At 71.5% G+C, this 17344-nt stretch carries 16 protein-coding genes and 2 tRNA genes; 11 read left to right on the forward strand and 7 right to left on the reverse strand.

Annotated elements, in window-relative coordinates; all coding sequences use genetic code 11:
- Positions 1–2: 2 nt before the first annotated feature.
- Positions 3–842: a GNAT family N-acetyltransferase gene (locus tag AB0903_RS02505; protein WP_366698158.1), complete on the forward strand. Its 840-nt coding sequence runs from the start codon at positions 3–5 to the stop codon at positions 840–842.
- Positions 843–884: 42 nt separating this feature from the next.
- Here the strand turns inward: AB0903_RS02505 and AB0903_RS02510 are convergent, their stop codons facing one another.
- Complete coding sequence (locus AB0903_RS02510) at positions 885–1397, reverse strand: DsbA family protein (RefSeq protein WP_366698160.1); 513 nt, start codon at positions 1395–1397, stop codon at positions 885–887.
- A 178-nt stretch (positions 1398–1575) separates the two neighbouring features.
- Between AB0903_RS02510 and AB0903_RS02515 the strand changes: the two genes are divergently transcribed.
- Both AB0903_RS02515 and AB0903_RS02520 read left to right on the forward strand, forming a co-directional pair.
- On the forward strand, positions 1576–2025 hold the full coding sequence (locus AB0903_RS02515; protein WP_366698162.1) for a hypothetical protein: 450 nt from the start codon (positions 1576–1578) through the stop codon (positions 2023–2025).
- 116 nt (positions 2026–2141) lie between these two features.
- Positions 2142–2294, forward strand: a complete 153-nt coding sequence (locus AB0903_RS02520) for a hypothetical protein (RefSeq protein WP_366698164.1) — start codon at positions 2142–2144, stop codon at positions 2292–2294.
- Positions 2295–2317: 23 nt separating this feature from the next.
- On the opposite strand, the gene AB0903_RS02525 is transcribed toward AB0903_RS02520, so the two are convergent.
- Positions 2318–2878: a CGNR zinc finger domain-containing protein gene (locus AB0903_RS02525; protein ID WP_366698166.1), complete on the reverse strand. Its 561-nt coding sequence runs from the start codon at positions 2876–2878 to the stop codon at positions 2318–2320.
- A 202-nt stretch (positions 2879–3080) separates the two neighbouring features.
- Complete coding sequence (locus tag AB0903_RS02530) at positions 3081–3494, reverse strand: SsgA family sporulation/cell division regulator (RefSeq protein WP_366698167.1); 414 nt, start codon at positions 3492–3494, stop codon at positions 3081–3083.
- Between the two features lie 190 nt (positions 3495–3684).
- Here AB0903_RS02530 and AB0903_RS02535 point away from each other — a divergent pair, with 190 nt between their 5' ends.
- Complete coding sequence (locus AB0903_RS02535; RefSeq protein WP_366698169.1) at positions 3685–4173, forward strand: TIGR02611 family protein; 489 nt, start codon at positions 3685–3687, stop codon at positions 4171–4173.
- Between the two features lie 55 nt (positions 4174–4228).
- A tRNA-Val gene (locus AB0903_RS02540) sits at positions 4229–4303 on the forward strand.
- 70 nt (positions 4304–4373) lie between these two features.
- On the opposite strand, the gene AB0903_RS02545 is transcribed toward AB0903_RS02540, so the two are convergent.
- Complete coding sequence (locus tag AB0903_RS02545) at positions 4374–6827, reverse strand: hypothetical protein (protein ID WP_366698171.1); 2454 nt, start codon at positions 6825–6827, stop codon at positions 4374–4376.
- A 92-nt stretch (positions 6828–6919) separates the two neighbouring features.
- On the opposite strand from AB0903_RS02545, the gene AB0903_RS02550 reads away from it, so the two are divergent.
- Both AB0903_RS02550 and AB0903_RS02555 read left to right on the forward strand, forming a co-directional pair.
- On the forward strand, positions 6920–7366 hold the full coding sequence (locus tag AB0903_RS02550) for an SRPBCC family protein (RefSeq protein ID WP_366698173.1): 447 nt from the start codon (positions 6920–6922) through the stop codon (positions 7364–7366).
- A 39-nt stretch (positions 7367–7405) separates the two neighbouring features.
- Positions 7406–7477 (forward strand) — tRNA-Val (locus AB0903_RS02555).
- A 67-nt stretch (positions 7478–7544) separates the two neighbouring features.
- On the opposite strand, the gene AB0903_RS02560 is transcribed toward AB0903_RS02555, so the two are convergent.
- Positions 7545–8270 (reverse strand): 3'-5' exonuclease, encoded by a 726-nt coding sequence (locus AB0903_RS02560; RefSeq protein WP_366698175.1) that lies wholly within the window; start codon positions 8268–8270, stop codon positions 7545–7547.
- A gap of 121 nt (positions 8271–8391) precedes the next feature.
- Between AB0903_RS02560 and AB0903_RS02565 the strand changes: the two genes are divergently transcribed.
- The 4 genes from AB0903_RS02565 to AB0903_RS02580 all read left to right on the forward strand — a co-directional run bounded on the left by AB0903_RS02565 (position 8392) and on the right by AB0903_RS02580 (position 12998).
- Complete coding sequence (locus AB0903_RS02565; RefSeq protein ID WP_366698177.1) at positions 8392–8982, forward strand: DUF4365 domain-containing protein; 591 nt, start codon at positions 8392–8394, stop codon at positions 8980–8982.
- On the forward strand, positions 8979–10217 hold the full coding sequence (locus AB0903_RS02570; RefSeq protein WP_366698405.1) for a hypothetical protein: 1239 nt from the start codon (positions 8979–8981) through the stop codon (positions 10215–10217). The genes AB0903_RS02565 and AB0903_RS02570 overlap by 4 nt, the downstream gene beginning before the upstream one ends.
- A 115-nt stretch (positions 10218–10332) precedes the next feature.
- A complete protein-coding gene (thrS, locus tag AB0903_RS02575; RefSeq protein WP_366698179.1) occupies positions 10333–12306 on the forward strand; it encodes a threonine--tRNA ligase in 1974 nt (657 codons plus the stop codon).
- A gap of 134 nt (positions 12307–12440) precedes the next feature.
- Positions 12441–12998, forward strand: a complete 558-nt coding sequence (locus tag AB0903_RS02580; protein WP_366698407.1) for an HIT domain-containing protein — start codon at positions 12441–12443, stop codon at positions 12996–12998.
- Between the two features lie 76 nt (positions 12999–13074).
- Here AB0903_RS02580 and AB0903_RS02585 read toward each other — a convergent pair whose 3' ends face one another.
- Both AB0903_RS02585 and AB0903_RS02590 read right to left on the reverse strand, forming a co-directional pair.
- Positions 13075–14730 carry a hypothetical protein gene (locus tag AB0903_RS02585; protein ID WP_366698181.1) on the reverse strand — a complete coding sequence of 552 codons (1656 nt, stop codon included), beginning with the start codon at positions 14728–14730 and terminating at the stop codon, positions 13075–13077.
- Between the two features lie 200 nt (positions 14731–14930).
- Positions 14931–17141 (reverse strand): elongation factor G-like protein EF-G2, encoded by a 2211-nt coding sequence (locus AB0903_RS02590; protein ID WP_366698409.1) that lies wholly within the window; start codon positions 17139–17141, stop codon positions 14931–14933.
- Positions 17142–17344 lie beyond the last annotated feature (203 nt).

Genomic DNA, 17344 nt, shown 5'->3' on the forward strand with positions numbered 1-17344 from the left:
CGATGACCACAACTCTGCGGCCCACCGGGCCGATCCAGCGCGAGGAGTCCGGCGCCACCTCCCGCAGCTACGACGTGTGCGTGAACGGCAGACCCGTCGGCGCCGTCGAGCTCACCACCGCCCCCGGCGCGGGCCGCCCCGTCGGCTACCTGCGGTCGCTGCGCATCGACGACGCCGACCGCCGGCGCGGCCGCGGCACCGTCGCCGCGCTCGCGGCCGAGGAGGTGCTGCGCGGCTGGCGGTGCAACGAGATACGCACGTCCGTCCCCGCCGACGCCGTCCCCGCACTGCGACTGGCCGGCGCCCTCGGATACACGGAACGCGGCCGCAACATGATCAAAGAGGTGACCGCGCCGCCGCCCTCACTGCCCGGGGGCACCGAGAGCCGCCCCATGACCGAGGACGAGTTCGACCGCTGGCGCTCCCATGCGGTACGGACCTTCGCACGCGATCTGTCCTCCTCCGGAGCTCCCGAGGACGAGTGCCTGGCGCAGTCGGAAGCCGTCCATGCCCGCCTCCTCCCGGACGGCCGCGCCACTCCGGGCACCCACATCCACACCCTCCTCGCCGACGGCACCGCGGTCGGCCACATCTGGGTCGCCGAGCAAGAGGTGCGCCCCGGCGAACAAGGGGCGTACGTCTTCGACGTCGAAGTGGCCGAGCCCTACCGGGGCCGCGGCCACGGGCGGGCCCTGATGCTGCTCGCCGAGCGGATCGCTGCCGACGCCGGGCGACCCCTGATCGCTCTGCACGTCTTCGAGGGCAACGAGCGGGCACGCACCCTCTACGAATCCCTCGGCTACCGCACCACCCACCGCAACTTCGTCAAACGGCTCCTTTAGGGCCGCGACAGGGCAGACCTTGCCGGAGGGGCACAGGTCTGCTCATCGCCCGGCCAGCAGCCGGTCGGTGATCTCCTCGATGCGCGCCCGCAGCCCCTTCTGGCTCTTGCCGCCATCCAGACGCTCGCCGCCGATGACGTACGTCGGCGTGCCCGTCACACCGATCGCCTTGCCCTCCGCCTGGTCGGCGTCGACGATCAGGATGTGCCGACCGTCGATCAGGGCGGTGTCGAACTCCTCGTCGTCCAGGCCCAGTTCCCGCGCGACCTCCAGCAGAAGCGGCTCGCCCCGCGTGGCCAGCTCCTCGGTGCGCGCCAGCACCGCCTCCACGTACGGCCACGTCTGACCCTGCGCCGCCGCCTCCTCCGCGGCCTGCGCGGCGGTGAACGCGTGCTTGTGCTTGTCGAGGGGGAAGTGCCGCAGCCGCAGTTCCAGCCGGTCGCCGTAGCGGGCACGCAGGGCCCGCAAGTCGTCCAGGGCGCTGTGGCAGTCGGAGCACTGGAGCTCGCACCAGACGTCGAGGACGACGGGGGAGCCGGTCGGGGATTCGCTCATGCGGCCAGTGTCCCAGTCCGGCACCTGCCGCCCCAAAACGGGACCTGGGGAGGAGACCGTCCCCGAGATGTCCCCCAGATGTCACCGGTGCCGGCCCCCGACCGTGGCCCCGGACCCCTTGAGCAGTGCAGGATGGAAGGGACACAACCGTTCAAGCCGCCTATGCCTGGAGGACCGGATGCTTGCCGAGACCATTTGTTCCGCGGTGTCCGCGGCGGGCCTGGGCATCGCCGCGATCACGGCGTACCGCAGGCGCTTCCTCGCCGCGGCGCGTATCGCGGCCTACTCCCTGGTCCCCGTCGCACTGGTGATGACCGGTGCCGTCGAGTGGGCCGTGGGCACGGCCTTCAGTCCGGTCGCGTGGGCCGGATTCGGTCTCCTGGGCCTCGCGTGGCTGCTGTTCATCACGACCAGGGCCGCCGAGCGCCGGGCGGGCGGCACCCGGAAGGAACGCAGGGCCGGTGCCGAGGCGGCCCGCCGGGACACCGTCGAGCCGGCCGCCTCCCGCCCGTCCCTCGGCGGCTCCGCCCCGGCAGCGGAGAAACCGAAGGCGGCCCGGCCCAAGGCGTCCGCTGCCGACGACGACTTCAGCGACATCGAGGCCATCCTCAAGAAGCACGGCATCTGACCCGCCCCCGGCCACGGCACTCGACACCGCGGCGCCACGGGATGTGATGAACAACCCTGCCCGCGGGGCGTGTTGGTCGATCATGGGCGTCCGGGCTGCGTCATCATCACCCCGAGATGCTCGATACCTCGCGGGACCGTCCTCCCGCACCGACCCAGGAGCCGCGCGGATGCCTTTTCGCGCTCTCCCAGCCGCCCCTGATGATCTTCCTCGGGGTGATCGGCGTCCTGCTGCTCATGGCGGCCGTCCACGACCTCTTCTGGCTGTGAGGCCACGATGAGGCGCTGCCCTCTCAGCCCGCCGCCGCCTCCCGGCGGCGAGCCCGGTACGCGGCGACATGCAGACGGTTGCCGCACGTGCGGCTGTCGCAGTAGCGGCGTGAACGGTTACGCGACAGGTCCACGAACGCGCGCCCGCAGTCCGGGGCGTCACAGCGCCGCAGCCGCTCCTGCTCGCCGGCGACGACGATGAAGGCCAGCGCCATCCCGCAGTCCGCCGCGAGATGGTCCGCCACCGACGCACCCGGTGCGAAGTAGTGCACATGCCAGTCGTGGCCGTCGTGGTCCGTGAGCTGCGGCGTCGTGCCCGCCGCCGCCACCAGGCGGTTGATCGTCTCGGCGGCGGCTCGGCTGTCGGTCGCCGCGAACACCTGCGCGAACAGCGCGCGGATGCCGTGCACCGCCTTGAGATCCCGCTGGGTCAGCTCCCCCACGCCGCTGACCATGTGCTTCCTGACGAAGTCGTAGAGCGCTTCGACGTCCGCCAGATCGTCGTCCTGACCGCTCTCCGGTGCGGTGTTCATCAGGTCGACGACGGTGTCGAGGGCACTACGGGTGTCGTGGGGGATCAGCACGTAATTCGCTCCCTGGCCGGATGCGGGCCGGTGCCCGCCGAATTGCGCTGACTCTAGCGGTTCGTGCCGAGAGCGCACCGGCGCCGTCGCCGCGGTGGATTCCGCGATGACGGCGCCGGTGTTTGCCATATGCGGTTGTCCACGCGGCGCCGTCTCCCCGAGACGGACGGCGCCGTGCGGTTTTCAGCCGGCCGGACTGAAGTCAGTTCTCGGCCAGAATGTGCGACAGCTCCGTGTCGAGATCGAAGTGCCGATGCTCGGTGCCGGGAGGCACCGTGGCGTCCGTCCGCTTGAGGAACGATTCCAGGGCCCGCGCCGGGGCCTCGAGCAGTGCCTCGCCCTCCGGGGAGCTCAGCGCGATGCAGACGACGCCCTGGCCATGGCTGCGTGACGGCCAGACACGTACGTCGCCCGCGCCGGTGGGCCTGTGCAGACCCTCGGCGAGAAGGTCGCGGGCGAAGACCCACTCGACCGTCTCTTCGGCTCCGGTGTGGAAGGTGGCGTGCACGGCATAGGGATCGGCCGTGTCATACCGCAGGCCCGCGGGTACAGGCAGTGAGGACTCGCTCGATACAACGAGGCGCAGGTGCAGCTCGCAGCTGACCGTGGTGTTCATAAGCGCCAGGGCCTTTCGCTCAGTGTGCGCTCGGGGATTCGCACGTCGGCGAAATCGACATGCCACCCGGGGTGCCGTTGTAAACCCCTCTGACCGTTTTGGGGTCCTTCAGGTCGCTCGTACGGCGGTGTATTACTTTGCGTTATACGGCCATTCCGGTGATCGAGGTCGATCCGGTAGGTTTGGAGCTATGAACGCGCAGAGTGACGAGCGGGGCGAGGCCGCCGCGGCGACGGCGGCCCTCCCCGTGACGGGGGACGTGACGACGGGGACGGCGGAGCGGGTCCCGGCGGTCGTGAAGGAGGAACGAGCGCTCGGCTCCAGGGCGCCGCACTTCATCAAGCGATCCAGGCCGCTGCATGTGAGCTGGCAGGTCGGTGTCTTCGTCGTCGGTCTCGCCGTCGTCCTCGCCGGCGTGTCCATGCTGGTGCTCCCCGGCCCCGGCTGGGTCGTGATCTTCGGCGGCATGGCGATCTGGGCGACCGAGTTCGTCTGGGCCCAACTGGTGTTGCGCTGGACCAAACGCAAGGTCACCGAGGCGGCACAGCGCGCGCTCGACCCCCGAGTCCGGCGGCGCAACATCATCCTCACCACGACCGGTCTCGTCATCGTCACGGTGCTCTGCGCCGTCTACCTCTGGAAGTTCGGTCTCGCCATGCCGTGGAAGGTCCGTTGGTGACCGTTGAAACGGTCCGGGGCACCCGCTGACATGCGGTAATGTTTGCCGTGCGCCCGGGCGATTAGCTCAGTGGGAGAGCGCTTCGTTCACACCGAAGAGGTCACTGGTTCGAACCCAGTATCGCCCACCACCCGGACCGAACGCCCCGGAGACTTCCGAGTCTCCGGGGCGTTCGGCATCCAGGCATCAGGCCCCGCCCGTCACCGCATTCTGCTCAGGCGGTCCCGCAGCCTGCGGGCGTCCCGCAACCGCTGCTCGTACGTCGCCCCCACCGCGAGCAGCAGCAGTCCGGCGAAGGCCGGCGGCAGCCAGCGGGGCAGCGCTCCGACGACCTGCACCACGTACGGCGCCAGCTCGTGCAGCGCGACCGATGTCAGCACGGTGCCGCCGAGCACCAGCAGCGCCTGCAGCCGCCACCGGGCCCCCGCCAGGGTCACCGCCAGCGCCCCGAGCCCCAGCAGCAGCGGACGCGGCCAGTGCCCGTCGCCCCAGGCGGCGACGAGGCTCGGCACCAGGGTCGCGGCCAGGCCGGGCCCGTACGCCGCCCACGACGACGCCAGAGGGTCCCTGCGGCGCCGCAGCACGCCGATGGCGAGCGCCGCGGCGGAGACGGGCAGCGTGTACGCCTCGGGGGACGCCACGTCCGAGGCCGCGAGCCGCACCCACGTCGCCGCCACGAACAGGACCGCCGCGACGATCCCGGCGGCCGGGCGCCGCTCCGGGCGGACGGCCGTACCCGCGGCGATCACGCCGGCCAGCGCGAGGACCAGCGCCAGCGCCGGTGCGTCCCCGGCCGCGAGGGCCGTCGCGACGAGACACACGGCCGCGCCGGTGATCTCCACCGGCAGCGCGGCCGGGCGGCGCCGCAGTACGGCACCGAGCAGGGCGGTCACCGCCGGCACGGCCAGGAGGAGCAGCGCGGCGCGGTGCGGCGGCAGCTCCCGGGCCGCTGCCGCCGCACCGGTGAAGGCGGCCCCGTAGAGCGTCGCCGCGCAGGCGAGCAGCGCCTGCACGGCGCCACGGGTGCGCAGCGCGGCGGACGCGAGCGCCAGGACCAGGGCACCGAGCACGGCGAAGGTCCCCGGCCGCGTCGCGAGCGACAGCAGGGCGACGCTCACCGACCCGCCGAGCGCACACACCAGCGCGGTGGTCGCCACGGTGCCGGACCGGCGGACTCCGACGGCGAGGACCGCCGCCGTCAGCACCAGCTGCCACGTGACGGCCGCGGCGTGGACGAAGCCGAACACGACCGGCACGACCGTGAGCGCCGCCCACGCCGACACCAGGGCCCCGCACCGAGCGGCACCGCGGAGCGGGCCGCCCCGCCGCGCGGCGGACGGTGGCCGGGGCCCGGGAGTCCCGGCAGCCGGCGCGGTGGACGCGATCGGCGGAGCGGTCGCCGGGCCGTGGTGACGCGAGGCCGCGACCAGGACCGCCGCGGTGATCAGCAGCACGACAGGGGACGGAAGCAGACTCGCCGCCGTCGTATCCGGCTCCAGCAGCGACGGCACACCGGACCAGATGTCCGCCGAGGTGGCGGCCGGCCCCGCGAGCGCCAGCACCGCAAGGGGCAGCGCCGTCACCACCGCGGCCAGGTGCACCGCCCCGGCCGCGACCGCCGCACCGGGCAGCAGCCGCCCCGGCAGCACGGCGCGCGCGGCAGCCAGCGCGGCCACCGCGCACAGCAGGCAACCGGTGACCGCCCAGCCGTCCGGCACCGCCGTGCGGACCACACCGCCGACGCCCGCCACCACCGCCAGGACCGACACGGCGGAGACCCAGCCGGCGGCAGGCACCCGCCACGCGGCGAACAGCGCGACCGCCGCCGCCACGACCAGCAGCACAGCCGGCCCCGCGGCACCCGCCGCACCGTCCGCCACCCACGTCAGGAACACCCCCATCAGCATCGCCCCGCCACCCGTCGCGGCAGCCCCCGCCCACGCGACGGCCCGCACACCGCCCGGCCGCGTCCACAGCGCCACTGCCATGGCCGGCACGGCGGTGAGCAGCAGCGCCCACTCCATGGGCGGTGCGGCGGCGTCCGCGGTCAGCGCCCACAGGGGCAGCGGGAGCTGGGCGGCCGCCACGGCCGCCGGCAGCGGCGAACGCAGGCGGGGCAGCGACACCCCGTACCCGGACCACAGCGTTGCCAGTGCCGCCGACGCCAAGGACGCGTAACCGAGCCCGTCCGTGCCCGCCAGCACCGTCCGGTGCAAGGCGTACGCGTCGAGCACCGTCAGCACCAGACCCAGCACGGCCACGGACTCCGCCGTGGCGACCAGGCCCCGGTGCAGCAGGACGGCCGGCGTGCCGAGGGCCGCGACCGTCACCACCCCCAGGACCGCGGCGCGCCCGCCGATGCCCATCTCGCCCCAGCTGACCAGGGTGAAGGCGATCGCCGCGATGGCCAGCAGCAGGCCGCCGAGCGTCAGCAGCAGGTTCTGCACACCCGGAGCCGACGTCTCGGGCGCCGTGGGTGACGCGACCGGTCGGCCGAAGCCGGCCGGCGGCGTCGCGGGCGGCGCCGCAGCAGGGCGCAGCGCGGCGAGCAGCCAGGCCCTGCGAGCCAGCAACTGCCCGCGCCGCGCGTCTAGTCGGCGCAGCTCACGGTCGAGTATCGCCAGTTCCTCCGCCGGTGACGGCACGTTGTTCATGGCGGCAGTGTGGCCCCCACCACAGTCACCGGCATGGGTGCGGATACTCAATTCCCGCTGAGTACGGGCCCCGAGGGGCGCAGACTGGGCCCATGGACTGGTGCCGATACCGCTTCCGCAGCGACTGGAACCTGCCCGCCGAACCCGGCAGGGTCTTCGACGTTCTGTCCCGGGCCGAGGACTATCCCCGCTGGTGGCCGCAGGTGCGGGAGGTGACACCCGCCGACGACGACTCCGGCACCGCCCGCTTCCGTTCCCTCCTCCCGTACGACCTGCACGTCAGCGTGCGCGCGCAGCTCCGCGATCCGGCGGGCGGGGTACTGGAGATCCGGATGGCCGGAGACCTCGAGGGCTGGTCGCGATGGACCCTGCGGGCAGGCGGCAGAGGCACCAGGGTCCGGTACGAGCAGGAGGTCGTGGTGCGCAAGCCTCTGATGAGACGGCTCGCCGTTCCCTGCCGCCCCTTCTTCCGCGCCAACCACGCCTTGATGATGCGCGCTGGACGGCGAGGGCTGGAGACGTACCTCGAAGCAGTTTGAACCAAGCCCGCGGAGCCCTGTATGGTTCGGTGCGTTCCCGGGCGATTAGCTCAGTGGGAGAGCGCTTCGTTCACACCGAAGAGGTCACTGGTTCGAACCCAGTATCGCCCACCGGGAGAGGCCGGTCCGTCGCAGACGGGCCGGCCTTGTTCATGTCCGCGCTCAAGTCCGCCCGCGCTCAGGCCGCGGCAGGCAGGTCCGGACGCAGCGGCCACGCGGGATCGACCGCCTCCGGCGCACCACTGCGTGCGAACCACGCCTGCAGCCCCCGTGCCTGGGCCGCATGCCACACCGCCTGCAGCGTGTGCAGCTCCGCCGGGGACAACCGCTCCAGCCGGGCGTTGAAACGCCGCCCGACCGCCCGTACGACCTCCAACGCCGCCAGTGCGTCCGCCGCCGCGTCATGGGCGCCGTCCAGCACCACCTCGTAGTGCGCGCACAGATCCGTCAGCGTCCGGCGGCCCTTGCGGTAGCGGTCCAGGTGCTTGTCCAGCACCCGCGGATCCAGCACGCACAGCGGCGACCGGTCCAGACAGCGGCTCAGCGACGATGCCCGATGGCGCCGGAGCTCCCGGTCCAGCAGCGTCAGATCGAACGGCGCGTTCATCACCACCAGCGGCCGGGCAGCCGCACACTGCTCCGCCAGCGACCTCGCTATCTCCTCCATCACAGGCGCCGGCCAACGGCCGTTGCGCTGCAGGTGATCCTCCGTCAGGCCGTGCACCTCGACGGCGCCCGGCGGGACCGGCACCCCCGGATTCACCAGCCAGCGCCTGATCCTCGGCCGTCCGCCGGGCGAGTCCTGGACCACGACCGCCGCCGACACGATCCGGTCCTCCTCGACGTCCACTCCGGTTGTCTCTGTGTCAAATGCGGCCAGTGGGCCGTCGAACCAGTCCGTCATCCCCGAACTCCTCGCCCGTAGCCGGCAGATGGCGTAAGCCACTGCCCGAATCGGTGATACCCGGGCTGTTTGCACCGTACGCAGGCAGGTGACAACACAGATGACGGGGAAGGAAATTGCCATGGCGCTCGCCCAGCCCGAGCAGGGAGGGCTGTCCCCCGCAAGCGGGAGGGGCACCCAGCCGCAGCGGACGCCCCCGCTGCGCGGAGCACTCGCCACCACCGCCTGCATGGAGACGCTTCAGGTGGGCTATCTGCATGCCGTCGCGGCCGCCGCCGGCTGCTCGCTCTCCCAGCCGTTTCCGGACAACGGCATCGACTGGCACGTCAGCCACGGTTCCGCCGGACACGAGGTCGACGACGAAGTGACCATCAAGGTGCAGCTCAAGTGCACCTACCAGATCCCGCCGCACCCGCCGGGGCCCGCCTTCTCCTTCACCCTCGACAACGACCATTTGGTGAAGCTCGCCCGGACCCCCGTCTCCGTGCACAAGATCCTGGTGGTGATGCTCGTCCCCAGGACGCAGGACGAATGGCTGCGGGCCGGCCACGACCGGCTCGAGCTGCGGCACTGCTGCTACTGGACCAACCTGGCCGGTCAAGGAGTGACCGGCAGGCGCAGGACCACCGTGCGCATCCCGACCTCGCGGATCTTCGACGACCGGGCGCTCTGCGAGATCATGACGCGTGTCGGGGCGGGAGGGAGACCCTGATGCACCGGCCCTTCGACGACCACGTGCGCCCCCATCCGAGCACCGCGGAACCTCGCGGCCCCCGGCTCGGCGCGGCCGAACCCGACCCCGCTGACGTCGACCCCGTCGTCCTCGGCGCGCTCCTCGACCGGCACGGCTGGCGCCGCCGCGGCGGCGCCGCAGGCCGCTACACCCGCTGGACCCCGCCGGGGCCCGCCACCGGGGGCACCAGCCTGCTGGTCCCCGAGAGCCGGGCCTTCCCCGACTGCGAGGACCTGCTCGGCGAGGCCATCGCCGCCCTCGTCCACAGCGCCGCGCCCTCCGCCAGGGAGGTGCTCGTCGGACTCACCGTCCCCAGCGACGAGATCCGCTGGTGGCGCGACACCCCCCACGGCGGGCCCTCCGGCACCGCCTCCTGGACCGTCCAGGAACAGTTCCGCTCCGCAGCCCGGCAGATGCTGCTCGCCGGGGCACTGGCCGCGCGCGAACGCGCCGGCTACTACGGCGCACGCCACCGCAGAGCCGCGCAGGCGCTCCTCGAAGGCGTCCTGGTCGGACCGGCGCCGGGCGGCCGTTCCCTCACCGCGTTCGTACCCGTGGGGACAGGGCGCGCCCTCGCCGTCCGGCTGAGCCACGCCCTCCAGGCCACCAGGGAAGCCATCGACTACCAGCGCGCGACCGGCGGCACCGAGGCGTTCGACGCGGCGGTCAGGGCAGGCGTCAGCCGCGAACTCACCGAGTCCGTCATCGCCCTCGTACGCGGCTGCGAAGGGGCCCGGGTCGCTCTCGCATGGTCACCGGCCGCCGGAGTACCGCCGGGCTGCGCCGCCCGTATGGAACCCGTCGAGTTCTCGCCCGGCGACCTTCCCGCGCTGCGGGCCGCCGGCGCCCGCTACCTCCAGGGCGAGCCGTCCGTACCCGTGCGGATCACCGGCACGGTCGTCCGGATGCGGCGCTCGGGCCCGTGCGGCGCGGGAACCGTGCGCCTGCGGGTCCTGGCCGGCGCCGACGTGCCGCATGTCCGGGTGGCGCTCGACGAGGAGGCGTACCGCACCGCGGGCCACGCCCACCTGGCGGGGCTGCCGATCCGGGTGGCGGGCCGGCTGGAGAGCAGGGGCGGGTTCCGCCGGCTCACCGACGCCTCCGGGCTCGTAGCGGTACCGGTGGACGAGGCGGAGCGCGACCGCCTGATGAAGTCGCTCCAGGAGAATCCCGACCTCTTCGGGGAAGCGGGCGAGCAGGAGCCGGACGGATAGGCGCCGCCTCGGGGCGCCGTAACCGTTTCGCGAGCGGTCCCTCCGGCTCGGTACGATTCCGAGTGCGTACGCAACACGAATCGCGTACGCGTCCGCCTTCAGTCAGGAGAGACCGGTGTCAGACGTCCGTGTGATCATCCAACGCGATTCCGAGCGGGAAGAGCGCGTGGTGACGACGGGCACTACGGCCGCCGACCTCTTCCCCGAGCGCACCGTCGTCGCCGCCCGCGTGGCCGGCGAGCTGAAGGACCTGGCGTACGAGTTGAAGGACGGCGAGGAGGTCGAGCCCGTCGAGATCTCCTCCGAGGACGGCCTGGACATCCTGCGCCACTCCACCGCGCACGTCATGGCCCAGGCCGTGCAGGAGCTCTTCCCGGAGGCCAAGCTCGGCATCGGCCCGCCGGTCAAGGACGGCTTCTACTACGACTTCGAGGTCGAGAAGCCCTTCCACCCCGATGACCTCAAGGCCATCGAGAAGAAGATGCAGGAGATCCAGAAGCGCGGCCAGCGCTTCTCGCGCCGCGTCGTCACGGACGAGGCCGCGCGCGAGGAGCTCGCGGACGAGCCGTACAAGCTGGAACTCATCGGCCTCAAGGGCTCGGCGTCCTCGGACGACGGCGCGGACGTGGAGGTCGGCGCGGGCGAGCTGACCATCTACGACAACCTGGACGCGAAGACCGGCGAGCTGTGCTGGAAGGACCTCTGCCGCGGTCCGCACCTGCCGACGACCCGCAACATCCCGGCGTTCAAGCTGATGCGCAACGCAGCGGCGTACTGGCGCGGCAGCGAGAAGAACCCGATGCTCCAGCGCATCTACGGCACCGCCTGGCCGTCGAAGGAAGAGCTGAAGGCGCACCTCGAGTTCCTCGCCGAGGCCGAGAAGCGGGACCACCGCAAGCTCGGCAGCGAGCTCGACCTGTTCTCCGTCCCGGAGCAGATCGGCTCCGGCCTCGCGGTCTTCCACCCCAAGGGCGGCATCATCCGCCGGGTCATGGAGGACTACTCCCGCAAGCGGCACGAGGAGGAGGGCTACGAGTTCGTCTACACCCCGCACGCCACGAAGGGGAAGCTCTTCGAGACCTCGGGCCACCTGGACTGGTACGCCGACGGCATGTACCCGCCCATGCAGCTCGACGAGGGCGTGGACTACTACCTCAAGCCCATGAACTGCCCGATGCACAACCTGATCTTCGACGCGCGAGGCCGGTCCTACCGTGAACTGCCGCTGCGTCTCTTCGAGTTCGGGACCGTGTACCGGTACGAGAAGTCGGGCGTCGTGCACGGTCTGACCCGTGCCCGCGGCTTCACCCAGGACGACGCGCACATCTACTGCACCAAGGAGCAGATGGCGGACGAGCTCGACTCGACGCTGACCTTCGTGCTGAATCTGCTGCGCGACTACGGTCTGACCGACTTCTACCTGGAGCTGTCCACCAAGGACCCCGAGAAGTTCGTCGGCTCGGACGAGGTCTGGGAGGAGGCCACCGAGACGCTGCGCCAGGTCGCGGAGAAGCAGGGCCTCCCGCTGGTCCCGGACCCGGGCGGAGCCGCGTTCTACGGGCCGAAGATCTCGGTGCAGGCGAAGGACGCCATCGGCCGGACCTGGCAGATGTCGACCGTGCAGCTCGACTTCAACCTGCCGGAGCGCTTCGACCTGGAATACACCGGCCCGGACGGCACCAAGCAGCGGCCGGTCATGATCCACCGTGCGCTGTTCGGTTCCATCGAGCGGTTCTTCGCGGTACTGCTGGAGCACTACGCGGGCGCGATGCCGCCGTGGCTCGCCCCTGTGCAGGCCGTCGGTATCCCGATCGGTGACGCCCACGTCGAGTATCTGCAGGCGTTCGCGGCGGACGCCAGGATGAAGGGCCTGCGGGTCGAGGTGGACTCGTCCTCGGACCGGATGCAGAAGAAGATCCGAAACCAGCAGAAGCTGAAGGTCCCGTTCATGATCATCGTCGGTGACGACGACATGAACGCCGGCACGGTCTCCTTCCGCTACCGCGACGGCTCGCAGAAGAACGGTGTTCCGCGTGACCTCGCGTTGCAGGAACTCGCTGACGCTGTGGACCGGCGTATCCAGGTGTGACCTGGTCCCCGCTGACGCGGGGGTGATCCGCTCGCAGACGTAGTGGAGCGTCGCGTCCAGGTCTGAGCCCGCGAGTGAGGGGCGTCCCTTCCCCAGGGGTCGCCCCTCTCCGCATGCCCGCACCAGCGCCGAATATGCTGGCCCGCATGACGACAGAGCCGGAGCAGCAGATCGGGGTCGGGACGCCTGACGCGTTCCAGCGCCTGTGGACGCCTCACCGTATGGCGTACATCCAGGGTGAGAACAAGCCGACCGGCTCCGGCGCCGGGGACGGCTGTCCCTTCTGCTCCATCCCGTCGAAATCCGACGAGGACGGCTTGGTCGTCGCCCGCGGCGAGCGGGTCTACGCCGTGCTGAACCTGTACCCGTACAACGGCGGCCACATCATGATCGTCCCGTTCCGGCACGTCGCCGACTACACGGACCTCGACGCTGCCGAGACCCTTGAACTGGCCGAATTCACCAAGCGGGCCATGGTCGCGCTGCGGACGGCGTCCGGGGCGCACGGGTTCAACGTGGGGCTGAACCAGGGTTCGGCCGCCGGCGCCGGGATCGCCGCCCATCTGCATCAGCACATCGTGCCGAGGTGGGGCGGCGACACGAACTTCATGCCGGTCGTCGGCAACACCAAGGTGCTGCCGCAGCTGCTCGGCGACACCCGCAAGATGCTCGCGGACGCCTGGCCCGCGTAGCGGCCCTCCCGGCCCCCGAGCGGACGGCGGGCCCGCGTGGGGCAGGCCCGCGCGCCTGCCCCGGCCCGGCTGTGCCCTACGCGTCGTAGACGTCCGCCTTGCCGGGCGCCGGGGCCTGGACGAAGCCGCTGACCACCGATGCGCGGTTGCCGAAGTTCTCGGTGTCGACGCCGTTGTCCTCGAGGACCCTGATCGCGGCCGCGTGTGCTACGCGCAGCACGGGTGCGGCGGCGCGCATGGCATCGTCGGCCATGAACCGGTGGCGCCACGGCTTCTCCGCCCAGGCGTGGCGGAGGCCGAAGGGCTCGGGGAGCACCAGTTTGCCGCCGAGGAAGTCGAGCAGCGGCGGGTACCAGGTGAACGGGGCGCGCACGGCGAGGCGTACGACCTCTTTGGTGTCGACCAGGGGCAGGACCCGGTCGACCGTCTCCCAGAAGCGGACCGTCTTGTTGACGGTCACGGTCTTGGGCTCCGGCTTCGTCGTGAAAAGGGAGTGGACGGGGCCGAGGGCGTGGCCGGTGACCTCGACGCGCAGGGTCTCGTGGAGCACGGTCACGGTGATCAACATGGTGATGACCAGCTGGCCGTCCCAGAGGGTGAACTGCACGCCCAGGTAGTGGCGGTGGCCGCTGCCGAACTGCTGGTGGTTGCAGATGCGCTGTATTTCGTGGCTCTTGATCTGGAAGGTCTCGACCTCCTGGCCCTCGGGGCGGGCGACGGCGGCGGCGTTCTCGCCGACGGGGGAGACGATCCAGTGCTTGACCGAGGGCGTGGGGAAGCCGCCGGAGTTGAGGGGGCCGCGTTCCAGAAGCTTGAGCTTGTCGTGGATGGCCCGTATGACGTCCCAGCTGCGGAACTGGTTGATCTCCTTGCCGGGCTCCTTGGAGACGAGTTCTTCGGCCATCTGCCAGCTGCCCCAGCGGGTGCCCATGCCGAGTATGCCCTTGGGGCCGGCGTAGAAGACGACGTTGGACTGCTGTTCCGCGGTGAGCTTCTCCAGGCCCTGGCGGAGCTGTTCGCGGGCTGCGTCGCCCGGGTCCCCCGGTACGGCTTCGGGCACCTTGGCGCCGACGCCGCCGCCCGACAGCAGGGCGTCCCAGCGGGCGCGCAGGTCCTGGGCGGAGGATTCACAGATGCGTTTGGCGACGAACCAGCCGATGACCGGGGCGATGAGCATGGCCCGGACGTAGTAGGCCCAGAAGCCGCCGAAGGGCAGCCGGACGAGGAAGATCACGACGAGGATGCCGATGCCCACCAGCAGAAGGGTGCCGAGTGCTCCGGCGTTCTTCTTCTGTGAGCCGGCGAAGGTGCGGCGGAGCTGGAACACCCCGAGCCACAGGAGGAGTCCGGGCAGGAAGAGCAGTCCGCACGCGGCCATGACGGCGGTGAGTCTGCCGTCGCGTTCCCGGCGCAGGCGGGTGGCGGCGAGGCAGTGCTCGACGACGGTCTGGGGTTCGGTGCCGAAGGACTGGATGAGCGCGCCGCGCCCGCCGCCGAGCATGCGGACCTGTACGGCCCGGCAGAAGGCTTCTCCGAGGTTGGGCTCGAAAAGGGAGATCTTTCCCGGTTTGACCTCGGACTTGTGCCAGTCGCTGTTGGCTTCGAGGATCTTCTTGAGTTCGGTGTCCCGGTAGGCGGCCGATGCGAGAGCGTGGGTCGCCGCGGTCTGGCCGGCCGCGCCCATGAGCGGGACCTGCGCCCCGGGCGTGAAATCGAATAGGTCGTTCGCCACTGCCGCCCCCATCGCCGCGTGATTGCGCACTGCGGCCTGTTCCCAACTGCCGTGCCCCGCACACCTTCCGAGCCGGGCGGCCCAGTCGGCATGCCCAGCCTATCGAGGGCGCGCCCGTCGGATAAGGGGGCGATCAGGTCGGCCGCCCACCCGGCCCGCGGTGCGCGGGTGGCGGGCGGACGGCGTCGGCAGGGCGCTGTTCAGGCGTTGGCGGCGGCCTGTTCGCGCATTCTGTCGGCAACCTGCTGCGGCATCGGCTCATGGCGGGTGTAGCGGCGGCTGAAGCGGCCGGTGCCATGGGAGATGGAGCGCAGGTCCACGGCGTATCGGCCGATTTCCAGTTCCGGCACCTCGGCTCGTACGAGAGTGCGGGATCCGGCGGTCTGTTCGGTGCCGATGACCCTGCCCCGACGGCCGGACAGGTCGCTCATGACCGGGCCGACGTAGTCGTCGGAGACGAGGACCTGCAGTTCCGCCACGGGTTCGAGCAGGTTGATGCGGGCGTCCGCGGCGGCTTCGCGCAGGGCGAGGGCGCCGGCGGTCTGGAAGGCGGCGTCGGAGGAGTCCACGGAGTGGGCCTTGCCGTCGCGGAGGGTGATCCGTACGTCGACGAGGGGGTAGCCGGCGGCGACGCCTCGGGCGGCCTGGGCGCGTACGCCCTTCTCCACGGAGGGGATGAACTGGCGCGGCACCGTGCCGCCGACGACCTTGTCGACGAATTCGATCCCGGATCCGGGGGGCAGCGGGTCGACGTCGATCTCGCAAATCGCGTACTGGCCGTGTCCGCCGGACTGCTTGACGTGCCGGCCGCGGCCGGCGGAGCTGCCGCTGAAGGTCTCGCGGAGCGACACCCTGTGCGGGACGACGTCGACCTGGACGCCGTAGCGGCTGCGGAGCCGTTCCAGGGCGACGTCCGCGTGTGCCTCGCCCAGGCACCACAGGACGACCTGGTGGGTGGCCCGGTTCTGTTCGAGCCGCATCGTCGGGTCCTCGGCGACGAGGCGGGCGAGGCCCTGGGACAGCCTGTCCTCGTCGGCCTTGCTGTGGGCCTCGATGGCCAGCGGCAGCAGCGGGTCGGGCATCGCCCAGGGCTCCATGAGGAGCGGGTTGTCCTTGGCCGAGAGGGTGTCCCCCGTCTCGGCGCGGGAGAGCTTCGCGACGCAGGCCAGGTCGCCGGCGATGGCGTGGGGGAGGGGGCGCTGCTGTTTGCCGAAGGGTGCGGACAGGGCGCCGACGCGTTCGTCGACATCGTGGTCCTCGTGCCCGCGGTCCGCGAGGCCGTGCCCGGACACGTGCACGGTGTCGTCGGGCCGCAGCGTCCCGGAGAAGACGCGGACCAGCGAGATCCGGCCGACATACGGGTCGGAGGCCGTCCTGACGACCTCGGCGACGAGCGGGCCGCTCGGATCGCAGCTGATCTGCGGGCCCGGCCTGCCGTCGGGGGTGGTGACGGTGGGCGGTACGGGCTCGAGGGGCGTGGGGAAGCCACCGGTGATCAGTTCGAGGAGTTCGACGGTGCCGAGGCCCTGCTTGGCGCCGTTCACGGCGGGTGCGGCGGCCAGGACGGGATGGAAGGTGCCGCGGGCGACCGCCTTCTCGAGATCGTCGATCAGTGTCTTGAGGTCGATCTCCTCGCCGCCGAGATAGCGGTCCATGAGGGTCTCGTCCTCGCTCTCGGCGATGATCCCCTCGATGAGGCGGCCGCGGGCCTCCTCGATCAGCGGTGCCTGCTCGTCCTCGGGCGGGCTCTGGCTGCGTTCGCCGGACGCATAGTCGTGGAGCCGCTGCGTGAGCAGCCCGAGGAGTCCGGTGACGGGTGCGTGTCCGTCGGCGTGCCGGGGCCCGTACCGCGGCAGGTAGAGCGGCAGTACGGCGTCGGGGTCGTCGCCGCCGAAGACGCGGGCGCAGACGCCGGTGAGCTCCTCGAAACCGGTGCGTGCGGTCTCCAGGTGGGTCACCACGATCGCGCGGGGCATGCCGACCGCCGCGCACTCCTCCCAGACCATCCGGGTCGCGCTGTCGACGGCGTCGGCCTCCTGGGCGGCCGAGACGACGAAGAGGGCCGCGTCCGCCGCTCGCAGACCGGCCCGCAGCTCGCCGACGAAGTCGGCGTATCCGGGGGTGTCCAGCAGGTTGATCTTGCAGCCGCCCCATTCGAGGGGGACGAGGGAGAGCTGTACGGAGCGTTGCTGGCGGTGCTCGATCTCGTCGTAGTCGGAGATCGTCGCGCCGTCCTCGACCCGGCCTGCCCGGTTGACCGCTCCCGCGGTCAGCGCGAGCGCTTCGACCAGGGTCGTCTTGCCGGATCCGCTGTGGCCGACCAGCACCACATTCCGTACGGATGCGGGGCGGTCGGCCGTTACCGCCCTGCCGGCGGCTCCGGGGTGGTGTGCGTGTGCCTTGTCGCCCATGATCTTGCCTCCCGATCGATTCACGGCTCGATTGCACGGCGAGGAAGGAAGCCGCGGGCGGGCGGGGAGCCATGAAGGCGTCCCGAAGGGCGTCCGGGGCAGCTCCGGCGATGCCCGCGGTGGTCTTTCGAGCTTTCCACTCCCGTCACTGTGCGTCCATATGTCCGACGCCGCCTCCGGGGGAAGGGTGCGCGGCGTTGCGG

It is taken from the genome of Streptomyces sp. NPDC048389, assembly GCF_040706335.1.
Lineage (GTDB): Bacteria > Actinomycetota > Actinomycetes > Streptomycetales > Streptomycetaceae > Streptomyces.

Excerpts from the sequence above, each read along its gene's own strand:
- AB0903_RS02505 (WP_366698158.1), top strand. The coding sequence starts at position 3 with ATGACCACAACTCTGCGGCCCACCGGGCCGATCCAGCGCGAGGAGTCC.
- AB0903_RS02510 (WP_366698160.1), bottom strand. The coding sequence starts at position 1,397 with ATGAGCGAATCCCCGACCGGCTCCCCCGTCGTCCTCGACGTCTGGTGC.
- AB0903_RS02515 (WP_366698162.1), top strand. The coding sequence starts at position 1,576 with ATGCTTGCCGAGACCATTTGTTCCGCGGTGTCCGCGGCGGGCCTGGGC.
- AB0903_RS02520 (WP_366698164.1), top strand. The coding sequence starts at position 2,142 with ATGCTCGATACCTCGCGGGACCGTCCTCCCGCACCGACCCAGGAGCCG.
- AB0903_RS02530 (WP_366698167.1), bottom strand. The coding sequence starts at position 3,494 with ATGAACACCACGGTCAGCTGCGAGCTGCACCTGCGCCTCGTTGTATCG.
- AB0903_RS02535 (WP_366698169.1), top strand. The coding sequence starts at position 3,685 with ATGAACGCGCAGAGTGACGAGCGGGGCGAGGCCGCCGCGGCGACGGCG.
- AB0903_RS02545 (WP_366698171.1), bottom strand. The coding sequence starts at position 6,827 with ATGAACAACGTGCCGTCACCGGCGGAGGAACTGGCGATACTCGACCGT.
- AB0903_RS02550 (WP_366698173.1), top strand. The coding sequence starts at position 6,920 with ATGGACTGGTGCCGATACCGCTTCCGCAGCGACTGGAACCTGCCCGCC.
- AB0903_RS02560 (WP_366698175.1), bottom strand. The coding sequence starts at position 8,270 with ATGACGGACTGGTTCGACGGCCCACTGGCCGCATTTGACACAGAGACA.
- AB0903_RS02565 (WP_366698177.1), top strand. The coding sequence starts at position 8,392 with ATGGCGCTCGCCCAGCCCGAGCAGGGAGGGCTGTCCCCCGCAAGCGGG.
- AB0903_RS02580 (WP_366698407.1), top strand. The coding sequence starts at position 12,441 with ATGCTGGCCCGCATGACGACAGAGCCGGAGCAGCAGATCGGGGTCGGG.
- AB0903_RS02590 (WP_366698409.1), bottom strand. The coding sequence starts at position 17,141 with ATGGGCGACAAGGCACACGCACACCACCCCGGAGCCGCCGGCAGGGCG.